The sequence below is a fragment of the Pseudarthrobacter sp. Hb11 genome (assembly GCF_059383655.1).
Genome location: NZ_JBWZCM010000007.1, coordinates 43548 through 60530, shown reverse-complemented (window position 1 = coordinate 60530; position 16983 = coordinate 43548). Strand labels below are relative to the sequence as shown.

Genomic DNA, 16983 nt, shown 5'->3' with positions numbered 1-16983 from the left:
CTGGGGCTATAGCTCAGCTGGTTAGAGCGCGGGACTCATAATCCTAAGGTCCTCGGTTCAAGTCCGAGTAGCCCTACCCACGAACGCGGAAACCGCGGCCGGCACATCTGCAGGCCGCGGTTTTCTTTCCTAAGCGCCGCACCTGCGGTATGTTACTGAGCAGTAACTTACCGTGCTCCTTTCCGGCGAGCTCCGGTCACCGCTGATCATCTGCGAGGTAAACATGTCCACTCCTGCTGCCGACGTCACCAACCTGCCCTATGCCGACGGCGACTTCTATTCCTTCGAGCAGTTGCTGAGCGGAAAGGAGCAGGACCGGTTGGCGGAGATCAGGGATTTCCTGGCCCGCGAGGTGCGGCCCATCGCTGTCGACTTCTGGAACCGCGGCGAGTTCCCCATGGACCTGATTCCAAAGCTGGCGGACATCGACTTGGTCAGTCCGGTCCGGCGGCAGGGCCATTCCAACCTCTTTGCCGGCCTGATGCATGCCGAGGTGACGCGCGCTGACGCGTCCATCTCCACGTTTATGGGCGTCCACGACGGACTCTTCACCGGTTCCATCGAAGCGCTGGCGTCCCAGGAGCAAAAGGACGCCTGGCTGCCGGACATCTATGCGCTCAGGAAGATCGGGGCGTTCGGCCTGACCGAGCCCCTGGGCGGATCGGACGTAGCGGGTGGAACACGGACCACTGCGCGCCGCGAGGGTGGTTCATGGATTCTGAACGGGGCCAAGCGCTGGATTGGGAACGCCACCTTCTCTGACTGGGTGGTCATCTATGCGCGGGACCTTGAGGACAACCAGGTCAAGGGCTTCCTGGTGGACACCACGCTGGAGGGGTTCAGTGTGAAGAAGATCGAGAACAAGATCGCACTCCGGACTGTCCAGAACGCCGACATCACGCTTGACAACGTGGTGGTTCCGGACTTCTGCAAGCTCGCCCACGCCAACAGCTTCCGCGACGTCAACAAGGTCCTGAAAGTCACACGCCTCGGTGTGGCCTGGCAGGCCGTGGGCCAGCAGTTGGCCGCGTTCGACGTGGCCCGGCGCTACGCGGTAGAGCGCCACCAGTTCGGCCGGCCACTGGCGTCCTTCCAACTGGTCCAAAGCCAGCTGGTCCAGATCCTGGGCAACACCGTCAGCTCCATGGGCATGATGGTGAGGCTGGCCCAGCTGGAGGATGCCGGTGCTGCCAGGGACGAACAGTCCGCCCTGGCCAAGGCGTTCACCACTGCAAGGATGCGTGAAAGCGTTGCGATCGGCCGGAACCTCCTTGGCGGCAACGGCATCGTGACCGACTTTGAAATGGCCAAGATCTTCGCGGACGCTGAAGCCATCTACTCCTACGAGGGAACGCACGAAATCAACACCCTCGTCACCGGCCGCGCCATCACCGGTATCTCGGCGATCGTCTGACCCGTTGCGGACCGTACCCGCGAGTGCGCCGCCGGGCACTACGGCGATGCACCCAGGGGCAGCAGGATGGATGGCCGCAGGTCCATCACAAACTGCAGCGGATTCACATAATCCTCGCCGCGCCGGACGCCCCAGTGCACGCAGGAAGCGGCCGGGCAATGGCCCGGGAGAAGAGTGCCGATTACCTGGCCCGCGTCCACCGCGCTGCCGGCCGCCAGGCTGCTCTCCACAGGTTCAAAGCTGCTGCGCAGGCCGTTGCCGTGGTCGATGGTGATCACCGGCCGGTCTACGACAACCCCCACGAAGCTGACGGTTCCGGCCGCCGGCGAGGTGACCGGGGCGCCGTCGGGCGCTGTCCCAAGGTCCACGCCCCGATGGCCGCTGAGCCACGGCTTGGGCGGCGGGTCGAAGTCCCGGAGAACCGGCGGGCGGGGGGATACCGGCCATCGCCAGGAGGGCGCGGCCTCCACGGCGGCGGGTGCCGGACCGAAGGTAAGGGTCTCCCCGGCGGGGGCAAGGGAGGCGGGCAGCAGGAGCAGCGCTGCGAGCAGTACCGGAGGTTTCATATGCCCAGCCTGCACCGCTTGAAAAGGAGCCGGCAGGGGCGGGCCGGCCTATGTGGATAAGGCCGTGCGCCGGCGTCATTCCCGTCCTCCGGGTGCGGGCGCCTGTAGTACACTTGATGGAGCAGTTCGCTGCGCCCTCAACGCTTTCCGTCCGGCGGCTATCCCACTGGTTTTTCCAACGGTATACGCCCCTGTCCGGGTTTGCGTCGGCACGTCTCATTCAGGAGTGTGGGGGAGCGGCAGCTGACTACGCGCATCCAGCCCTCCGCTGGAGGATCATGCTTCTTGCGGTCAGCACCCTGGTGCTGATGAGAAGCGCGATGGATGCCAGGAGCACGGCCCGCCCGGGCCACGCTAATCAACCGTCAACTATTGGCAGGGTAAGAAGCCTTCGGGGTTTCTCATGAATGACCTGCCGGAAGGAGCGTCGGCATGCCCGTCGTAACTATGCGCCAGCTGCTTGACAGCGGCGTCCACTTTGGACACCAGACCCGCCGTTGGAACCCGAAGATGAAGCGCTTCATCTTCACGGAGCGCAACGGCATCTACATCATTGACCTTCAGCAGTCGCTGTCCTACATCGACCGCGCCTACGAGTTCGTGAAGGCCACCGTTGCACACGGCGGCACCGTTCTCTTCGTCGGCACCAAGAAGCAGGCCCAGGAAGCAATTGCCGAGCAGGCAACCCGCGTTGGCCAGCCGTACGTGAACCAGCGTTGGCTCGGCGGTATGCTGACCAACTTCCAGACGGTCGCCAAGCGCATCCAGCGCATGAAGGAACTCGAAGAGATCGACTTCGACGACGTCGCCGGCTCCGCGTACACCAAGAAGGAGCTGCTGCTCCTCAAGCGCGAACTCACCAAGCTCGAGTCCAACCTCGGCGGTATCCGCAACCTGACCAAGGCACCCTCCGTGCTCTGGATCGTGGACACCAAGAAGGAGCACCTCGCCGTTGACGAGGCCAAGAAGCTGAACATCCCGGTTGTGGCCATCCTGGACACCAACTGCGATCCGGACGAGGTCGACTTCCCGATTCCGGGCAACGACGACGCCATCCGCTCTGTGAACCTCCTGACCCGCGTTGTTGCCGACGCCGTTGCCGAGGGCCTCATCGCCCGCAACAACCGCGCCACCGGCACCACCGAAGCTCCGGAAGAGCCCCTTGCCGAGTGGGAGCGCGAACTCCTCGAAGGCAGCAAGGCTGAAGAAGCTGCTGCTGCCGCTCCTTCTGCTCCGGCAGAGGAAGTTGAAGCTCCGGCTGCTGCCGAGGCAGCTGCTCCGGCAGAAGAAGCTGCTGCTCCGGCTGAAGACGCCAAGTAACAACTAACCCGGATTCTCCAGCGCCTGCGGCGCCGGAGCTGCTGACAGGATGGCGGCCCACCAGGTGGGCTGCTGTCCTGTCGGTCCGTACACCACAACAAATTTCTAGACAGAGGGGTTCACATGGCGAACTACACTGCCGCGGACATCAAGGCCCTGCGCGAGCGCACCGGCGCCGGCATGATGGACGTCAAGAAGGCTCTTGACGAAGCCAACGGTGACGCCGAAAAGGCCATCGAAATCATCCGCATCAAGGGCCTCAAGGGCGCTACCAAGCGCGAGGGCCGCTCCACCGCTGAAGGCCTGGTGGCTGCCAAGGTCAGCAACGGCGTCGGCGTTATGATCGAGGTCAACTGCGAGACCGACTTCGTGGCCAAGGCTGACAAGTTCATCCAGCTGGCCGACAAGGTCCTGGCCGTTGCCGTCGAGTCCGGCGCAGCCGACCTCGAGACCCTGCTGGCCACCGAGGTTGACGGCAAGCCGCTCTCCGAGGTCGTCGTCGAAGAAGGCGCTGTCCTGGGTGAAAAGGTTGTTGTCCGCCGCGTTTCCCGCGTCGAGGGCGCAACGGTTGACGCTTACCTGCACAAGACCTCCAAGGACCTCCCGGCCCAGGTTGGCGTGCTGTTCGCTGTTGACGGTGAAGGCGAAGCCGCTGCCACCGCCGCCCACGATGTTGCAGTCCACATCGCTGCCATGGCCCCGAACTACCTGACCCGCGAAGACGTTCCGTCTGACCTGGTTGAGTCCGAGCGCCGCATCGCCGAAGAGACCGCAAAGGCAGAGGGCAAGCCCGAAGCCGCGCTCACCAAGATTGTGGAAGGCCGCGTAACCGGGTTCTACAAGGGTGAGGTCCTGGTTGACCAGGCATTCGCGAAGGACGCCAAGAAGTCCGTGGCACAGGTCCTCGAAGAGGCCGGTGTCAAGGGAACCGCGTTCACGCGTTTCCGCGTCGGCTCCTAGTCGAAACAGCAAGGGGGTGGCCACTTCGGTGGCCGCCCCTTTTGCATGCGCGGGGGCGCCCCGAACGGGACAGGCACCGTAGGGGACCTTTCGCCGCGCAGCAGGATAACCTTTTTTAGAGTTCACCAACGGGAAGGCATCATGGAAGCCGTCAACACTTTAGTCCAGCCAGAGAAAAGTCGACGCCGGGTCCTCTTGAAGCTTTCCGGCGAGGTCTTCGGCGGCGGGAAGCTGGGCGTTGATCCCGAGACCGTCCGCGATGTCGCCAAGCAGATCGCGGCAGCCGTCCCCGAAGTGGAAGTGGCGATCGTCGTTGGCGGCGGCAACTTCTTCCGCGGTGCGGAACTTTCGCAGAGCGGCATGGACCGCTCAAGGGCCGACTATATGGGCATGCTCGGTACGGTGATGAACTGCCTGGCACTGCAGGATTTCCTGGAGCAGGCCGGAGTCGAGACCAGGGTCCAGAGCGCCATCACCATGGGACAGGTTGCAGAAGCGTACATTCCCCGCCGCGCCATCCGGCACATGGAAAAGGGCCGTGTGGTCATCTTCGGAGCGGGTGCCGGACTGCCGTACTTCTCCACCGACACCGTTGCCGCCCAGCGTGCCCTCGAAGTGCATGCCGACGTCGTCCTGATGGCCAAGAGCGGTGTGGACGCCGTGTACACGGCCGACCCGAAAAAGGACCCTTCTGCCGAACGGCTCGAAACCCTCAGCTATGACGATGCCCTCCGGCGCGACATCCGCGTGATGGACCAGACCGCGATGACCATGTGCAAGGACAACAAACTTTCGATGGTGGTCTTTGGCATGGAGGGCGAAGGCAACGTCACCCGGGCCATCCTGGGCGAGAAGCTGGGCACCCTGGTCACGGCCTAGCTACGGCTAGGATGTCTTCAGGACAGTTCCGCCCCCTGCCTTCGCGGCATGGGGCGGAAGCAATACAGAACGACGTTTTGTGCATGGACCCGGCGCCCCGGACTGCACCAGAATCTTCAGGAGAGACCGTGATCGAAGAAACCTTGCTCGAAGCCGAAGAAAAGATGGACAAGGCCGTTGAGGTAGCCAAGGAAGACTTCGCTTCCATCCGCACCGGACGGGCCAACCCTGGCCTCTACAACAAGGTCCTGGTGGACTACTACGGCTCGCCCACGCCGTTGCAGCAGCTCGCCTCGTTCGCCATTCCGGACGCCCGCACCATCCTCATCACCCCCTTCGACAAGACGGCCCTGCGCGACATCGAACGTGCGCTCAGCGATTCCGAGGTCGGTGCCAACCCGTCCAATGACGGCAACGTCATCCGGATCACCATTCCGGAGCTGACCAAGGAACGCCGGAAGGAGTACGTCAAGATCGTCAAGACCAAGGGCGAGGACGCCAAGGTCTCGATCCGTAACATCCGCCGCAAGGCCAAGGAAACCCTCGACAAGCTGGTCAAGGACGGCGAGGCCGGCGAGGACGAGGGCACCCGCGCCGAAAAGGAACTGGACGGCCTCACCAAGGCGCACGTGGACGGCATCGACGAGCTGCTCAAGCGCAAGGAAGCAGAGCTGCTCGAAGTCTGATGGGCCAGGCAGAGCAGGCCCCGGCACAACGGGCGCGCACACGGGGGAAGCAGCCCAGGACCAACCCGACGCCGAAGGCCGGGCGGAACCTGCCGGCCGCGGTGGTGGTGGGCCTGGCAATGCTCTTCGCCGTGCTGGGCGGGCTTCTGTTCCTCCCTCTTGGCTTTGTTGCGGTCACCACCGCCTTCGCGGTCTTTGGGGTGTGGGAAATCTTCCGTGCCCTGGAGGCGAACGGGACAAGGATGCCCATAGTGCCGGTGATGACCGGGACGGTGGCGATGCCCTTTGCCGCTTACTTCGGCGGGATCGAGAGCCTGCTTTTCGCCATGCTGTTGAGCTCCGTTGCCGTACTGCTGTGGCGTTCCATCGAAAGCGCGGCCGGCTCGGCCAACAGCATCTTCGCGGGCGTCTTCACCCTGGGCTGGGTGCCGTTCTTCATCAGCTTCGCGGCGCTCCCGCTGCACGCTTCGGGCGGTGCTACCCCGCTGGGCTTCTGGCCGGGAGGAACAATTCCCGACGGCGCGTGGCAGGTGGCCGTCATGTTGCTGCTGGTGGTGTCCAACGACACCTTCGGCTATCTCGTGGGTGCGTCCCTGGGCAAGCACCCGATGGCGCCCAAGATCAGTCCGAAGAAATCGTGGGAAGGGTTTGCCGGTTCCATCGGCGGCGCGATACTCATCGGCGTCCTGGCCAGTCTCTTTCTGCTGGACAAACCCTGGTGGGTGGGTGTGGTCCTTGCGGTGGGACTCGTGGCGGCCTCCACAGCCGGTGATCTCGCCGAATCCATGGTCAAGCGCGAACTGGGCGTCAAGGACATGAGCAGCATCCTGCCGGGACACGGCGGCGTCATGGACCGGCTGGACTCCATCGTTTTTGCAGCCCCGGCGGCTTTTGTCCTGTACGGCCTCGTTTCGGGGGCCTGAAACACACACCCCCGGCCGGACCCGGACGCCAATAGACTGGTGCAGGAGCGGTACGGCGTGAAGAGCATCGAAGGAATTGAAAGTGGCATTGGACATTCATCGGCAGATCCCTGGGTCCTTTGAGCGGGTGCAGCGTAGCGATTACGGCTACAACGCCAAGCAGGTGGACCAGTTCCTGCAACGGGCACGGGTATCACTTGAAACCCCCGACGCCGCGGCGGAGCCTGTCAACAGTGCTGATGTCAGGGCAGTTTCCTTTGATCCGGTCAAGGGCGGTTACTCCGCCGCCGTCGTGGACGCAGCCCTGGACCGCCTGGAAGACGCCTTCGCCCGCCGGGAGCGCGACGAGCTGATCGCTGCCCGCGGCGAGGATGCCTGGCTTCGCGAAATTGGCAACCTGTCCGGCATCCTCCGAGGCCGGCTTCACCGCCCCGACGGAGACCGCTTCCGCCGTCCCGCAAGGAAGAAGGCACGCAGCTACAACACCGCTGACGTGGACCGGCTGTGCCACGAACTCATCGCCTACCTGGAACAGGACAAGCCGCTCAGCGTCGACAACGTCCGCCGGGCAGTCTTCCGTCCCGCCGTTGGCCGTGACGGGTACGAGGAAACCCAGGTGGACGCTTTCCTGGACCGCGTGGTGGAACTGATGGCAGCCATCGACTGACCCGCTAGCGCTCGGTGGCCAGCGGCCGTTCCGGGGTGTGGAGCCGGGTCATGACCCGGGACATCGTCTTGGGGACCCGCTGAGGGGTGGCACGCGAAACAACCACCATCACCGCGAAGGCCGCCGGCACTGTCCAGGCCGCAGGCTGTGCAAGCCAGGGCGCCAGGTTGGACGCGCCCGCCACGGCGCCCGCGATCATCGCCCCGCCGCACAGCACCCCGCCCGTCAGCATCCCGGCGATGGCACCGGCGTCAGTAAGCCCACGCCACCAAATGCCCAACAAGAGTACGGGGCAGACCGTGGAGGCGGTGAAGGCGAAGACCAGGCCCACGCTGCCGGCGAGCGCCAGTGAGTCCGTCATGGAGGCGAAACCCAACGGCACCACGATCGAGATCACCGCCGCCAGCCGGAAGCCACCTACGCCGGCGCCCAGGACGTCCTGGCTGATAACTCCGGCAAGGGATACCACCAGCCCCGATGTGGTGGAGAGGAAGGCGGCAAAGGCGCCGGCCACCACAAAAGCCGAGAGCAGGTCGCCGGCGGCGCCGCCCACCAGTTCGCCGGGGAGCAGCAGCACCATGGCATCGGCCTGGTTGGCGCGGGCGAGGCTTGGCGCAAACATCCTGGCCACCAGTCCGTAGGCGGTGGGGAACAGGTAGAACACGGACAACAGGCCCAGGACGATCAGTGTGGTCCGCCGGGCGGAATGGCCGTCCGGGTTGGTGTAGAAGCGGACCAGCACGTGCGGCAGCCCGAGGGTGCCGAAGAGGAGGGCCACCAGCAGCGACACGTTCTGGTACACCCCGGCAGGGGCCAGATCCGTGGGGTTCACGGCAGGCGGAGACAGGGCAGGGGTGCCGTTCCCCGCGAGCATAAAGACGATAAACAGGATGGGAACCGCCAGCGCCGTGAGCTTAAGCCAGTACTGGAAGGCCTGGACAAAGGTGATGGAACGCATCCCGCCGGCAACCACCGTCAGGCACACAACAATCACCACAGCCACCCATCCCACCCAGGAAGGCAGCCCTGTGGTGATCCGGATGGTCAAAGCGGCGCCATGGAGCTGAGGCACGATATACAGCCAGCCGACCAGGACCACCACGAGGCTGGTGACCTTCCGGACCGCCCGCGAGTCCAGCCTTGCCTCGGTAAAATCAGGAATCGTGTACGCGCCGGAGCGCCGCAAAGGCGCAGCAACAAACAACAGCAGCATCAGGTACCCGGCGGTGTAACCCACCGGGAACCACAAGGCGTCCGTCCCGGACAGCAGGATGAGCCCGGCAACCCCGAGGAAACTTGCGGCCGAAAGGTACTCACCGCCAATGGCCGATGCATTCCACCAGGGCCGGACGGTCCGGGAAGCAACATAGAAGTCGCCCGTGGTCCGCGAGATCCGAAGGCCGTAGAAGCCGATCACCGCAGTGGCTACGGACACCACGGTGAGCGCGGCTATGGCCACGCCTGGATTCATGGCGCCGTCACTGGTCCTTGGCCAGGTCCCTGTACCGCGCCTCGTTGCGCGCCGCGGTTCGGATGTACAGCCAGGCGCTGAGCCCGATCAGGGGGTAGATGCCTGCGCCCAGGAGAAGCCAGTCAAAGGGGATCCCCCCAATGCGGGTCTCCTTCAAGCCGGGCACCACGGCCAGCAGCAGCGGAAAGGCGCCAAGGATCAGCAGGAAACCGGCCGCCACCACCAGGGCCAGCCGGAGCTGGGACCGGATGAGCGACCTGACGAAGACCTGCCCCACTTCGGAGTCCTGCGCCGCCTCCCGGCTGTCGCGGGGAGGAAGCGCTGCCGAGCGCGGTGCAGTGACCCGCACCCTGCTCATGCGTGCGGCCTGATCCGGGTGGCGCCCAGCTTTTCGCGGACTGTTGGCAGGTGGCGCCGGCTGATGGGAAGGCCGGCGCCGGCAACCGTAACGCTGGGACCGTCCGCAGCAAGCTTCATGGATGTCACGTGCTTGAGGGCAACGAGGTAGGAGCGGTGCGTCCGGATAAAGCCCGCGTCCGCCCACTGCTGCTCGAGGTCAGCCAGCGGCACCCGGATCAGGTAACTCGCATCCGCCGTGTGCAGCCTGGCGTAGTCGCCCTGGGCCTGGACATACGTCACGTCGTCGCGCCTGATCATCCTGGTGGTTCCGCCCTGGTCAACGGTGATCATCTCAGGTGCGGTACCGCCGTCGCGCAGTTCACTGATGCGCCCCACCGACCTGGCAAGCCGTTCTGCCCGGACCGGCTTCAGCAGGTAATCCACGGCGGCGAGTTCGAACGCCTTCAGCGCGTGGTCCTCGTCTGCGGTCACAAAGACCACCGCCGGGGGATTCCTGCTCCCGGCGATGGCGCGTGCAATATCCAGCCCGGAGACCGCCGGCATATGGATGTCAAGGAAGACAGCGTCAACAGGGCTGGCTGCAAGGGCCCGGAGGGCCTCGGTGCCGGAGGTGGCGCGGAGGACAGTGCCGATGCGGTCGTCCCGCCCCAGGAGGAAGGCCAGTTCCTCGACGGCGGGCAGCTCGTCATCGACGACGAGGACGTTAATCATGTTCCTAGGGTACTTTCCGGCGGAAGCGGCAGGTTCACGCGTCGTGCCCCGGCTGCGACTTCGGGACCCGCATGGTGATCAGCGTCCCCTCCCCGGGGGCGGTGTCGATGACCAGGCCGTGGTCATTGCCGTAGACCTGGCGGAGGCGGGCGTCCACGTTCCGCAGGCCCACGTGCTCGCCGTCGGTATGGCCGGCAAGCACGGACTGCAGCTGCGCAGGGTCCATGCCCACGCCGTCGTCCTCAATCCTCACCTCGGCGAAAGCGCCGGCGTCGTTCGCGCTGATGCTGATGTGCCCCGGCCCTTCCTTGGCCTCCAGACCGTGCCGGACCGCGTTTTCCACCAGCGGCTGCAGGCTGAGGAAGGGGATGACGGTGCTGAGGACCTCCGGCGCCACCCGGAGGCTGACCTGGACGCGTTCACCGAACCGGGCACGTTCCAGGAGGAGGTAGCGGTCGATGCAGCGAAGCTCCTCCGCGAGCGTGGTGAAGTCGCCGTGCCGACGGAAGGAGTAGCGCGTGAAATCCGCAAACTCCACCACCAACTCACGTGCCCGGGCGGGGTCGGTGTTGATGAAGGACGCTATGGCGTTGAGCGAGTTGTAGATGAAGTGCGGGCTGATCTGGGCGCGCAGCGCGCGTACCTCGGCTTCCATCAGCAGTGTCCGTGACGCGTCCAGCTCCGCAAGTTCCACCTGCACGGCCACCCAGTCGGCCACCTCGCCGGTGGCACGCACCAGTCCCGCGCTTGTTGACGGCGCGAAGGCGGCGACGGCGCCCACCACCCGTGTCCCGGCCCGCACCGGGGAAATCACCGCGGCGAGCTGACCGCCCGTGCCGCTCTTCTGGGCACCGCCCCGCCCCGCGGGCCGGCCGGCCGGAAGAACCGCCGTCCGCCCGCCTGCCAGCACCCCTTCGGCGAGACCCATCAACTGCGGCTTCAGTTCTTCGGCTGCCCCGTCCCATGCAAGCACCCCTGTGGTATCGGTGATGGCCAGCGCCTCGCAGCCCAGCAGCGTGCGCAGCTGCCGGCTGGCTTTCGCCGCACCCGCGGGGTTGAGGCCGCGCCGAAGATGCTGGCCGGCCTGGGATGCCGCGTGCAGGGTGTGGTACGTGGCGCGTTCGGCGTCCGTGCCGAGGTCCCGGAAGGAGCGCAGCACCTTGAGTCCCACGCCGACGACGACGGCGACGGCCATGGCGATCACGGCCACGGCCGCGGCAGTCAGGAGGGGGGAGTCCGGCATGGTGCCCAGCGTAATGGCGGGTGCCGTTTGTCGCAGCATCCCGACCGTTGAGCGACCGCCGGCGAGCCGGATCTTTCATGTGCCGCCATCGCCCAGCAGAGTGATTGCAGTCACACTTGCGGTATTCCTGACAGAATTTGCGGCTGGTGTGTCCAAGGCAAGTCTCAATGAGGAGGAACGATGGGTAACGATGCCCACACTCCGGACGCAGCGGCGTCCGTGGACTTTGAACAGGTCCAGTCGACCGAGCGGTTCCAGGAACTGCGCAAGCGTCACCGCAGCTTTGTCTTCCCCATGGCAATCGCATTCCTGCTGTGGTACTTCGCGTACGTCCTCCTGGCGGACTACGCAGTGGGCTTTATGTCCACCAAGGTCTGGGGCAACATCAACGTTGGCCTGATTCTGGGCCTGCTCCAGTTCGTCTCGACGTTTGCGATCACCAGCTGGTACGTCAGCTACTCCAACCGGAAGCTGGACCCCATCGCCGCAGAAATCCGCGATGAAATCGAAGGGCACGAATTTGATAAGGACGGCAACCGAGTGGGCGGGGTAAACAAATGATCGGGATCGCCACGGCGGTAGACGTCGCCGCCCTCAAGGACACCACACTGCTGAACATGGGCGTCTTTGCCTTGTTCGTGGCGGTCACCATGGTGATTGTGTTCCGCGCCAGCCGCAACAACAAAACCGCGGCCGACTACTACGCCGCCGGCCGCTCCTTCACCGGCTCGCAGAACGGAACGGCCATCGCGGGGGACTACCTCTCGGCAGCCTCGTTCCTGGGCATCACCGGAGCCATCGCCATCAACGGCTACGACGGTTTTATGTACTCCATCGGCTTCCTGGTCGCATGGCTTGTGGCGCTGCTGCTCGTTGCCGAGCTCCTGCGCAACACGGGCAAGTTCACCATGGCGGACGTGCTGTCCTTCCGCCTCAGGCAGCGGCCCGTCCGCATTGCAGCCGCCATCTCCACCCTGGCTGTCTGCTTTTTCTACCTCCTGGCCCAGATGGCAGGCGCCGGAAGCCTTGTGTCGCTGCTGCTCGGCATCAGCGACTGGGGCGGACAGGCATTGGTGATCATCGTCGTCGGCGGCCTCATGATCATGTACGTGCTCATCGGCGGCATGAAGGGCACCACCTGGGTGCAGATCATCAAGGCAGTCCTGCTCATCGCCGGAGCGGCCGTGATGACCCTCTGGGTCCTGGCGATTTATGGCTTCAACCTCTCCAGCCTGCTGGGTGCGGCAGTGGAGACGGCGAACAATCCCGCCGTCCTTAACCCGGGCCTGCAGTACGGCAAGACCGAGACGTCCAAGCTGGACTTTATGTCCCTGGGCCTCGCGCTGGTCCTTGGAACTGCCGCCCTGCCGCACGTCCTGATGCGCTTCTACACCGTCCCCACGGCCAAGGAAGCCCGCAAGTCCGTGGTGTGGGCCATCTGGCTGATCGGCCTGTTCTACCTCTTCACGCTGGTGCTCGGCTACGGCGCAGCTGCACTCGTGGGTCCCGAAACCATCCGGACGGCACCCGGCGGCGTGAATGCCGCGGCCCCGCTGCTGGCCTTCTACCTGGGCGGACCGCTCCTGCTGGGCTTCATCTCGGCCGTTGCGTTTGCCACCATCCTCGCCGTTGTGGCCGGCCTGACCATCACGGCCGCCGCGTCCTTCGCCCACGACATCTACGCAAGCGTCATCTCCAAGGGCAAGGCCGACGCCGACACTGAAGTTAGAGTGGCCCGGCGCACCGTGGTGGTCATCGGTATCCTGGCCATCCTGGGCGGCATCCTCGCCAACGGGCAGAACGTGGCGTTCCTCGTGGCGCTGGCATTCGCCGTCGCCGCCTCCGCCAACCTGCCAACCATCGTCTACTCCCTGTTTTGGCGGAAGTTCACCACGCAGGGCGCAGTCTGGAGCATGTACGGCGGGCTTGGCGCCGCGATTGTCCTGATCATCTTCTCGCCGGTGGTTTCCGGCGGAGCAACCTCGATGATCAAGGACGCCAACTTCGCGATCTTCCCGCTGAGCAACCCGGGCATTGTGTCCATTCCGCTGGCGTTCTTCCTCGGCTGGCTGGGAACAGTCCTGGACAAGGGGCGCGAAGATCCGGCGAAGCAGGCCGAGATGGAAGTCCGGTCCCTCACCGGGGTCGGGGCAGAAAAGGCAGTCAACCACTAACTGTCGCGGACCGGTTATCTGCCTTTGCAGAAAAAGAGCCTCGGCGCTGCGGCGCCGAGGCTCTTTCGTGTCTTTCGGTGGAACTTATCTGTGTGGAGGCGTTGCGAGGAGGCTGTTGTGGATCTGGGCCGGTGTGGCCCTAAGCCTTCGGCCGGAGCTTGATGTTGGTCATCTTCAGCTCCTCGGTGCCTTCGAAGCGGTAGGCAAGGTCCACTTCCTTGCCATCACAGGTGATGACACCCGCCACGTTCGCCGCCTTGACCCCGTTGTCGGTGCCCACCTTGAAGTCGTTGTAGGACGGCTTGCAGGAATCATTCATCTCCAGGGTGTCTACTCCGGCGATAAACGCTTCCATTGACAACTGTTCCTTCAGGGCAGGGTCGAGGTACTCATCGTAGGCCTGCGAGCTCTGGCCGCTGATGACCATCCTGGTGAAACCGTCAGCAAGGCCCCTCGCCTGGTTGGTGGCATTCCCCACCACATTGACCAGGATGATGATGCCCAGGATCACCAGAAGCAGGACGCCGCCGATGCTCGCCAGAATGATCCAGAGTTTCCGCCGGCTCTTGACCGGGGGCTGCTGGTACGGTTCCTGGGGACTGCTCAAGATGGGGCCTTTCCGGCGTGGTGCATGGCACCGCCTGGTTGCGGGGACCTCCCGGAACCCGTGATTAGCTTGCAACAGCCTATAGCCCGGGCGGCCGCCGTCGTACTTTCGGGGCGGTGGCAGTCCGCGGCGCGTCAGTCGCCTTGCGGGCCCCGCTCCAGCAGGGGCTGCACGCGAAAGGGAATGAGCTCACCCATCGCCAGCGCAGTATCGGTCCGGTCCACGCCGTCGCACGCAAGGATCTTCCCGTTGATGCGGAAGAGGTCCTCGGCGTCCAGTGCCACCACCCGGAGCAGCAGGTCGGCGGAGCCCGTGAGTCCGTAGCCTTCGAGGATTTCCGGGACCTCGGCCAGGGCTGTCGCCAGCTGGGCAAGCTTCTGCTGCTGGACATGGACGGAAATGAACGCCATCAGCGGGTACCCGAGCGCCACCGGATTGATCCTGCGTTCGAAGGACAGGAAGACGTGCTTTTTCTCCAGCTGGGCCATCCGTGCCTGCACCGTATTCCTGGACAGGCCCAGCTTCTGGGCCAGGGCCACTACCGTCCGCCGCGGATCCTGGGCCAGGGCAGCTAAAAGGCGGGTGTCGGTGCCATCCAAAGCTTGCATAATGCGCAACGTTAGCACCGCCACGAGACGCCTGGCAGAGCATTGTGCTCAACGATGGCGCTGGCGGTTGTACCCAATGAGCATTGTGAGTAGGGTCACAGTATCCGGGGCAACGGCGCCCGGGGGCCGGCGGCCAGCAGGATCACAAGTCCCGGAATCCGCGGGTCAACAACGTGAGAAGGTGCGGCTATCGTGTCTACAGACGGAACGGGCCAGGACGGCGCAAATACCCCAGGTGCAGGTGCCCCAAGCGCTGATGGCAGGGCGGATATCCACGGGCAGGGCAAGGGCCTCGTCCAGCTGATTACTCCCTCCGGGGAGCGGGTAAGCCACCCGGAATTCGACCCTTGGGTACAGGACGTTACGGACGAGCAGTTGTGCTCGCTGTTCGAGGACATGACTGTTGTCCGGCGCATCGACGTCGAAGCCACGGCCCTGCAGAGGCAGGGCGAGCTCGCACTGTGGCCGCCCCTGCTGGGGCAGGAAGCGGCTCAGGTCGGCTCCGGCCGGTCCCTCCGCGCGGACGACTTCGTTTTTTCCAGCTACCGCGAAAACGGTGTGGCGTACTGCCGGGGTGTTGACCTGACGGACATCGTCCGGGTCTGGCGCGGCAACGCCTCCTCCGGCTGGGATCCGTACTCCATCAACATGGCCACGCCGCAGATCATCATCGGCGCGCAGACCCTGCACGCCACCGGGTACGCCATGGGAATTCAGAACGACGGCGCCGATTCCGCGGCGGTGACGTATTTCGGCGACGGCGCAACCAGCGAGGGCGACGTCAACGAGGCGATGGTTTTTGCCGCGAGTTTCCAGGTGCCTGTGGTGTTTTTCTGCACCAACAACCATTGGGCCATCTCCGAGCCGGTGCGGCTTCAGTCGCATATCCAGCTGGCGGACAGGGCGGCCGGGTTCGGCATCCCCAGCCTCCGGGTGGACGGCAATGACGTCCTGGCCGTGATGGCCGCAACGCGGGTGGCCCTGGACCGTGCCCGGCGCGGCGGCGGTCCCACCTTCATCGAGGCGGTCAGCTACCGGATGGGTCCGCACACCACTGCCGATGACCCCACCCGCTACCGCGACGCGAATGAACTGGAGGATTGGGCAGCGAAGGACCCCATCAGCCGGGTGGAAGCGCTTCTGGACCGCAAAGGCCTGCTGACGGCAGCGCTGAAGCAACAGGTCAAGGACAGGGCCGACGCCGTCGCCCGTGAAATGCGCACAGGCTGCACCACCATGCCGGAGCCGCAGCCGCTGGACGTTTTTAAGCACGTCTACAGCACCCCCAACTCCTGGCTGGACCGGCAGCAGGACCACTACACCCGTTACCTGGCCTCCTTCGGTGATCCCGCAGAAGCCCTCTCAGAAGAAGGTGCACGCTGATGACCCAGATGACCTTTGCCCGCGCCATCAACGCCGGTCTCCGCAAATCCCTGGAGAACGATCCCAAGGTAATCCTCCTCGGCGAGGACATCGGTGCCCTGGGCGGCGTCTTCAGGATCACCGACGGGCTTCAGAAGGACTTCGGCAAGCACCGCGTGGTGGACACGCCCCTGGCAGAGTCCGCCATCGTTGGAACCGCTGTTGGGCTGGCCTACCGCGGCTACCGTCCCGTGGTGGAGATCCAGTTCGACGGCTTTATCTACCCGGCTTTCGACCAGATCGTCAGCCAGGTGGCCAAGCTCCACTACCGGACACGTGGCGCCGTGAAAATGCCCATCACAATCAGGGTCCCCTTCGGCGGCGGCATCGGCTCACCCGAACACCACTCGGAATCCCCGGAAGCCTACTTCACCCACACCTCCGGGCTGCGGGTGGTGACCGTCTCCAACCCGCAGGACGCCCACACAGTCATCCAGCAGGCCATCTCCTGCGACGACCCCGTCCTGTACTTCGAGCCCAAGCGCCGCTATCACGACAAGGGTGAAGTCGATGAGTCAGTTGATCCGCACTCCGCCGTACCCATGGACAAGGCCAGTGTGCTGACGGAAGGTGCTGACCTCACGTTGGTGGCCTACGGCCCGCTGGTGAAGACTGCACGGGACGCCGCCCTGGCCGCCGCAGATGAAGGGATCTCCATCGAGGTCATCGACCTGCGCTCGCTGGCCCCCGTGGACTACGACACTGTGGTGGCCTCGGTCCGCAAGACCGGCCGGCTGGTGGTGACCCATGAGGCCGGCCAGTCCGGCGGCATCGGTGCGGAGGTGGCGGCCAGCATTACCGAGCGCTGCTTCTACTACCTCGAAGCCGCGCCTGTGCGGGTTACCGGTTTCGACATCCCGTACCCGTACTCCAAGTTGGAGATGCACCACCTGCCGGGCCTGGACCGCATCCTCGACGGCGTGGACCGCGCCCTGGGCCGGCCGAACTCCCTCAGCGGGCTGGAAGGATGAG

18 protein-coding genes and 1 tRNA gene are annotated in these 16983 nt (G+C 64.9%); 12 read left to right on the top strand and 7 right to left on the bottom strand.

Annotated features, from left to right (window positions below; all coding sequences use genetic code 11):
• Positions 1-2: 2 nt before the first annotated feature.
• Together AC50X7_RS11850 and AC50X7_RS11845 are read left to right on the top strand one after the other, a co-directional pair.
• A tRNA-Ile gene (locus tag AC50X7_RS11850) sits at positions 3-76 on the top strand.
• Positions 77-223: 147 nt separating this feature from the next.
• Positions 224-1414 carry an acyl-CoA dehydrogenase family protein gene (locus AC50X7_RS11845; protein WP_494979260.1) on the top strand — a complete coding sequence of 397 codons (1191 nt, stop codon included), beginning with the start codon at positions 224-226 and terminating at the stop codon, positions 1412-1414.
• Between the two features lie 38 nt (positions 1415-1452).
• On the opposite strand, the gene AC50X7_RS11840 is transcribed toward AC50X7_RS11845, so the two are convergent.
• A complete protein-coding gene (locus AC50X7_RS11840; protein ID WP_494979178.1) occupies positions 1453-1980 on the bottom strand; it encodes a M23 family metallopeptidase in 528 nt (175 codons plus the stop codon).
• Positions 1981-2412: 432 nt separating this feature from the next.
• On the opposite strand from AC50X7_RS11840, the gene rpsB reads away from it, so the two are divergent.
• The 6 genes from rpsB (at position 2413) to AC50X7_RS11810 (ending at position 7415) form a co-directional block, all read left to right on the top strand.
• Positions 2413-3300 carry a 30S ribosomal protein S2 gene (gene rpsB, locus AC50X7_RS11835; RefSeq protein ID WP_494979177.1) on the top strand — a complete coding sequence of 296 codons (888 nt, stop codon included), beginning with the start codon at positions 2413-2415 and terminating at the stop codon, positions 3298-3300.
• Between the two features lie 123 nt (positions 3301-3423).
• Positions 3424-4260, top strand: a complete 837-nt coding sequence (gene tsf, locus AC50X7_RS11830; RefSeq protein ID WP_307095712.1) for a translation elongation factor Ts — start codon at positions 3424-3426, stop codon at positions 4258-4260.
• A 141-nt stretch (positions 4261-4401) separates the two neighbouring features.
• The gene (gene pyrH / locus AC50X7_RS11825; protein WP_494979176.1) at positions 4402-5139 is read left to right on the top strand and encodes a UMP kinase; all 738 of its coding nucleotides are present in this window, start codon (positions 4402-4404) and stop codon (positions 5137-5139) included.
• A 128-nt stretch (positions 5140-5267) separates the two neighbouring features.
• Positions 5268-5825, top strand: coding sequence for a ribosome recycling factor (gene frr, locus AC50X7_RS11820; RefSeq protein ID WP_104042842.1), 558 nt, complete (start codon positions 5268-5270; stop codon positions 5823-5825).
• Positions 5825-6748, top strand: a complete 924-nt coding sequence (locus tag AC50X7_RS11815; protein ID WP_494979175.1) for a phosphatidate cytidylyltransferase — start codon at positions 5825-5827, stop codon at positions 6746-6748. The genes frr and AC50X7_RS11815 overlap by 1 nt, the downstream gene beginning before the upstream one ends.
• 82 nt (positions 6749-6830) lie before the next feature.
• Entirely contained in the window at positions 6831-7415 is a 585-nt protein-coding gene (locus AC50X7_RS11810; protein ID WP_494979174.1) for a DivIVA domain-containing protein, read from the top strand.
• Positions 7416-7419: 4 nt separating this feature from the next.
• Here the strand turns inward: AC50X7_RS11810 and AC50X7_RS11805 are convergent, their stop codons facing one another.
• Genes AC50X7_RS11805 through AC50X7_RS11790 form a run of 4 tightly spaced genes read right to left on the bottom strand, consistent with a single transcriptional unit; the run spans position 7420 to position 11200 of the window.
• Entirely contained in the window at positions 7420-8886 is a 1467-nt protein-coding gene (locus AC50X7_RS11805) for a sodium/solute symporter (RefSeq protein ID WP_494979173.1), read from the bottom strand.
• Positions 8887-8893: 7 nt separating this feature from the next.
• Complete coding sequence (locus AC50X7_RS11800; RefSeq protein ID WP_494979172.1) at positions 8894-9244, bottom strand: DUF485 domain-containing protein; 351 nt, start codon at positions 9242-9244, stop codon at positions 8894-8896.
• Complete coding sequence (locus tag AC50X7_RS11795; protein WP_307095704.1) at positions 9241-9957, bottom strand: LytR/AlgR family response regulator transcription factor; 717 nt, start codon at positions 9955-9957, stop codon at positions 9241-9243. The genes AC50X7_RS11800 and AC50X7_RS11795 overlap by 4 nt, the downstream gene beginning before the upstream one ends.
• Before the next feature lie 34 nt (positions 9958-9991).
• On the bottom strand, positions 9992-11200 hold the full coding sequence (locus tag AC50X7_RS11790; protein WP_494979171.1) for a sensor histidine kinase: 1209 nt from the start codon (positions 11198-11200) through the stop codon (positions 9992-9994).
• Between the two features lie 180 nt (positions 11201-11380).
• Between AC50X7_RS11790 and AC50X7_RS11785 the strand changes: the two genes are divergently transcribed.
• Together AC50X7_RS11785 and AC50X7_RS11780 are read left to right on the top strand one after the other, a co-directional pair.
• Positions 11381-11761: a DUF485 domain-containing protein gene (locus tag AC50X7_RS11785; protein ID WP_494979170.1), complete on the top strand. Its 381-nt coding sequence runs from the start codon at positions 11381-11383 to the stop codon at positions 11759-11761.
• Positions 11758-13374, top strand: coding sequence for a monocarboxylic acid transporter (locus AC50X7_RS11780; RefSeq protein WP_494979169.1), 1617 nt, complete (start codon positions 11758-11760; stop codon positions 13372-13374). Before AC50X7_RS11785 ends, AC50X7_RS11780 begins: the two co-directional genes overlap by 4 nt.
• 139 nt (positions 13375-13513) lie before the next feature.
• Here the strand turns inward: AC50X7_RS11780 and AC50X7_RS11775 are convergent, their stop codons facing one another.
• Both AC50X7_RS11775 and AC50X7_RS11770 read right to left on the bottom strand, forming a co-directional pair.
• Entirely contained in the window at positions 13514-13981 is a 468-nt protein-coding gene (locus AC50X7_RS11775; RefSeq protein WP_494979168.1) for a hypothetical protein, read from the bottom strand.
• 134 nt (positions 13982-14115) lie between these two features.
• The gene (locus AC50X7_RS11770) at positions 14116-14589 is read right to left on the bottom strand and encodes an Lrp/AsnC family transcriptional regulator (RefSeq protein ID WP_494979167.1); all 474 of its coding nucleotides are present in this window, start codon (positions 14587-14589) and stop codon (positions 14116-14118) included.
• 192 nt (positions 14590-14781) lie between these two features.
• Here AC50X7_RS11770 and pdhA point away from each other — a divergent pair, with 192 nt between their 5' ends.
• Positions 14782-15972, top strand: a complete 1191-nt coding sequence (pdhA, locus tag AC50X7_RS11765; RefSeq protein ID WP_494979166.1) for a pyruvate dehydrogenase (acetyl-transferring) E1 component subunit alpha — start codon at positions 14782-14784, stop codon at positions 15970-15972.
• Entirely contained in the window at positions 15972-16982 is a 1011-nt protein-coding gene (locus tag AC50X7_RS11760) for an alpha-ketoacid dehydrogenase subunit beta (protein ID WP_494979165.1), read from the top strand. Before pdhA ends, AC50X7_RS11760 begins: the two co-directional genes overlap by 1 nt.
• The last annotated feature ends 1 nt before the right edge of the window (position 16983 follow it).

Coding starts and splice junctions, on each gene's coding strand:
- AC50X7_RS11790 (WP_494979171.1), bottom strand. CDS start 11,200: ATGCCGGACTCCCCCCTCCTGACTGCCGCGGCCGTGGCCGTGATCGCC.
- tsf (WP_307095712.1), top strand. CDS start 3,424: ATGGCGAACTACACTGCCGCGGACATCAAGGCCCTGCGCGAGCGCACC.
- AC50X7_RS11845 (WP_494979260.1), top strand. CDS start 224: ATGTCCACTCCTGCTGCCGACGTCACCAACCTGCCCTATGCCGACGGC.
- AC50X7_RS11815 (WP_494979175.1), top strand. CDS start 5,825: ATGGGCCAGGCAGAGCAGGCCCCGGCACAACGGGCGCGCACACGGGGG.
- AC50X7_RS11800 (WP_494979172.1), bottom strand. CDS start 9,244: ATGAGCAGGGTGCGGGTCACTGCACCGCGCTCGGCAGCGCTTCCTCCC.
- rpsB (WP_494979177.1), top strand. CDS start 2,413: ATGCCCGTCGTAACTATGCGCCAGCTGCTTGACAGCGGCGTCCACTTT.
- AC50X7_RS11805 (WP_494979173.1), bottom strand. CDS start 8,886: ATGAATCCAGGCGTGGCCATAGCCGCGCTCACCGTGGTGTCCGTAGCC.
- pyrH (WP_494979176.1), top strand. CDS start 4,402: ATGGAAGCCGTCAACACTTTAGTCCAGCCAGAGAAAAGTCGACGCCGG.
- AC50X7_RS11785 (WP_494979170.1), top strand. CDS start 11,381: ATGGGTAACGATGCCCACACTCCGGACGCAGCGGCGTCCGTGGACTTT.
- AC50X7_RS11770 (WP_494979167.1), bottom strand. CDS start 14,589: ATGCAAGCTTTGGATGGCACCGACACCCGCCTTTTAGCTGCCCTGGCC.
- AC50X7_RS11840 (WP_494979178.1), bottom strand. CDS start 1,980: ATGAAACCTCCGGTACTGCTCGCAGCGCTGCTCCTGCTGCCCGCCTCC.
- AC50X7_RS11780 (WP_494979169.1), top strand. CDS start 11,758: ATGATCGGGATCGCCACGGCGGTAGACGTCGCCGCCCTCAAGGACACC.
- AC50X7_RS11795 (WP_307095704.1), bottom strand. CDS start 9,957: ATGATTAACGTCCTCGTCGTCGATGACGAGCTGCCCGCCGTCGAGGAA.
- AC50X7_RS11760 (WP_494979165.1), top strand. CDS start 15,972: ATGACCCAGATGACCTTTGCCCGCGCCATCAACGCCGGTCTCCGCAAA.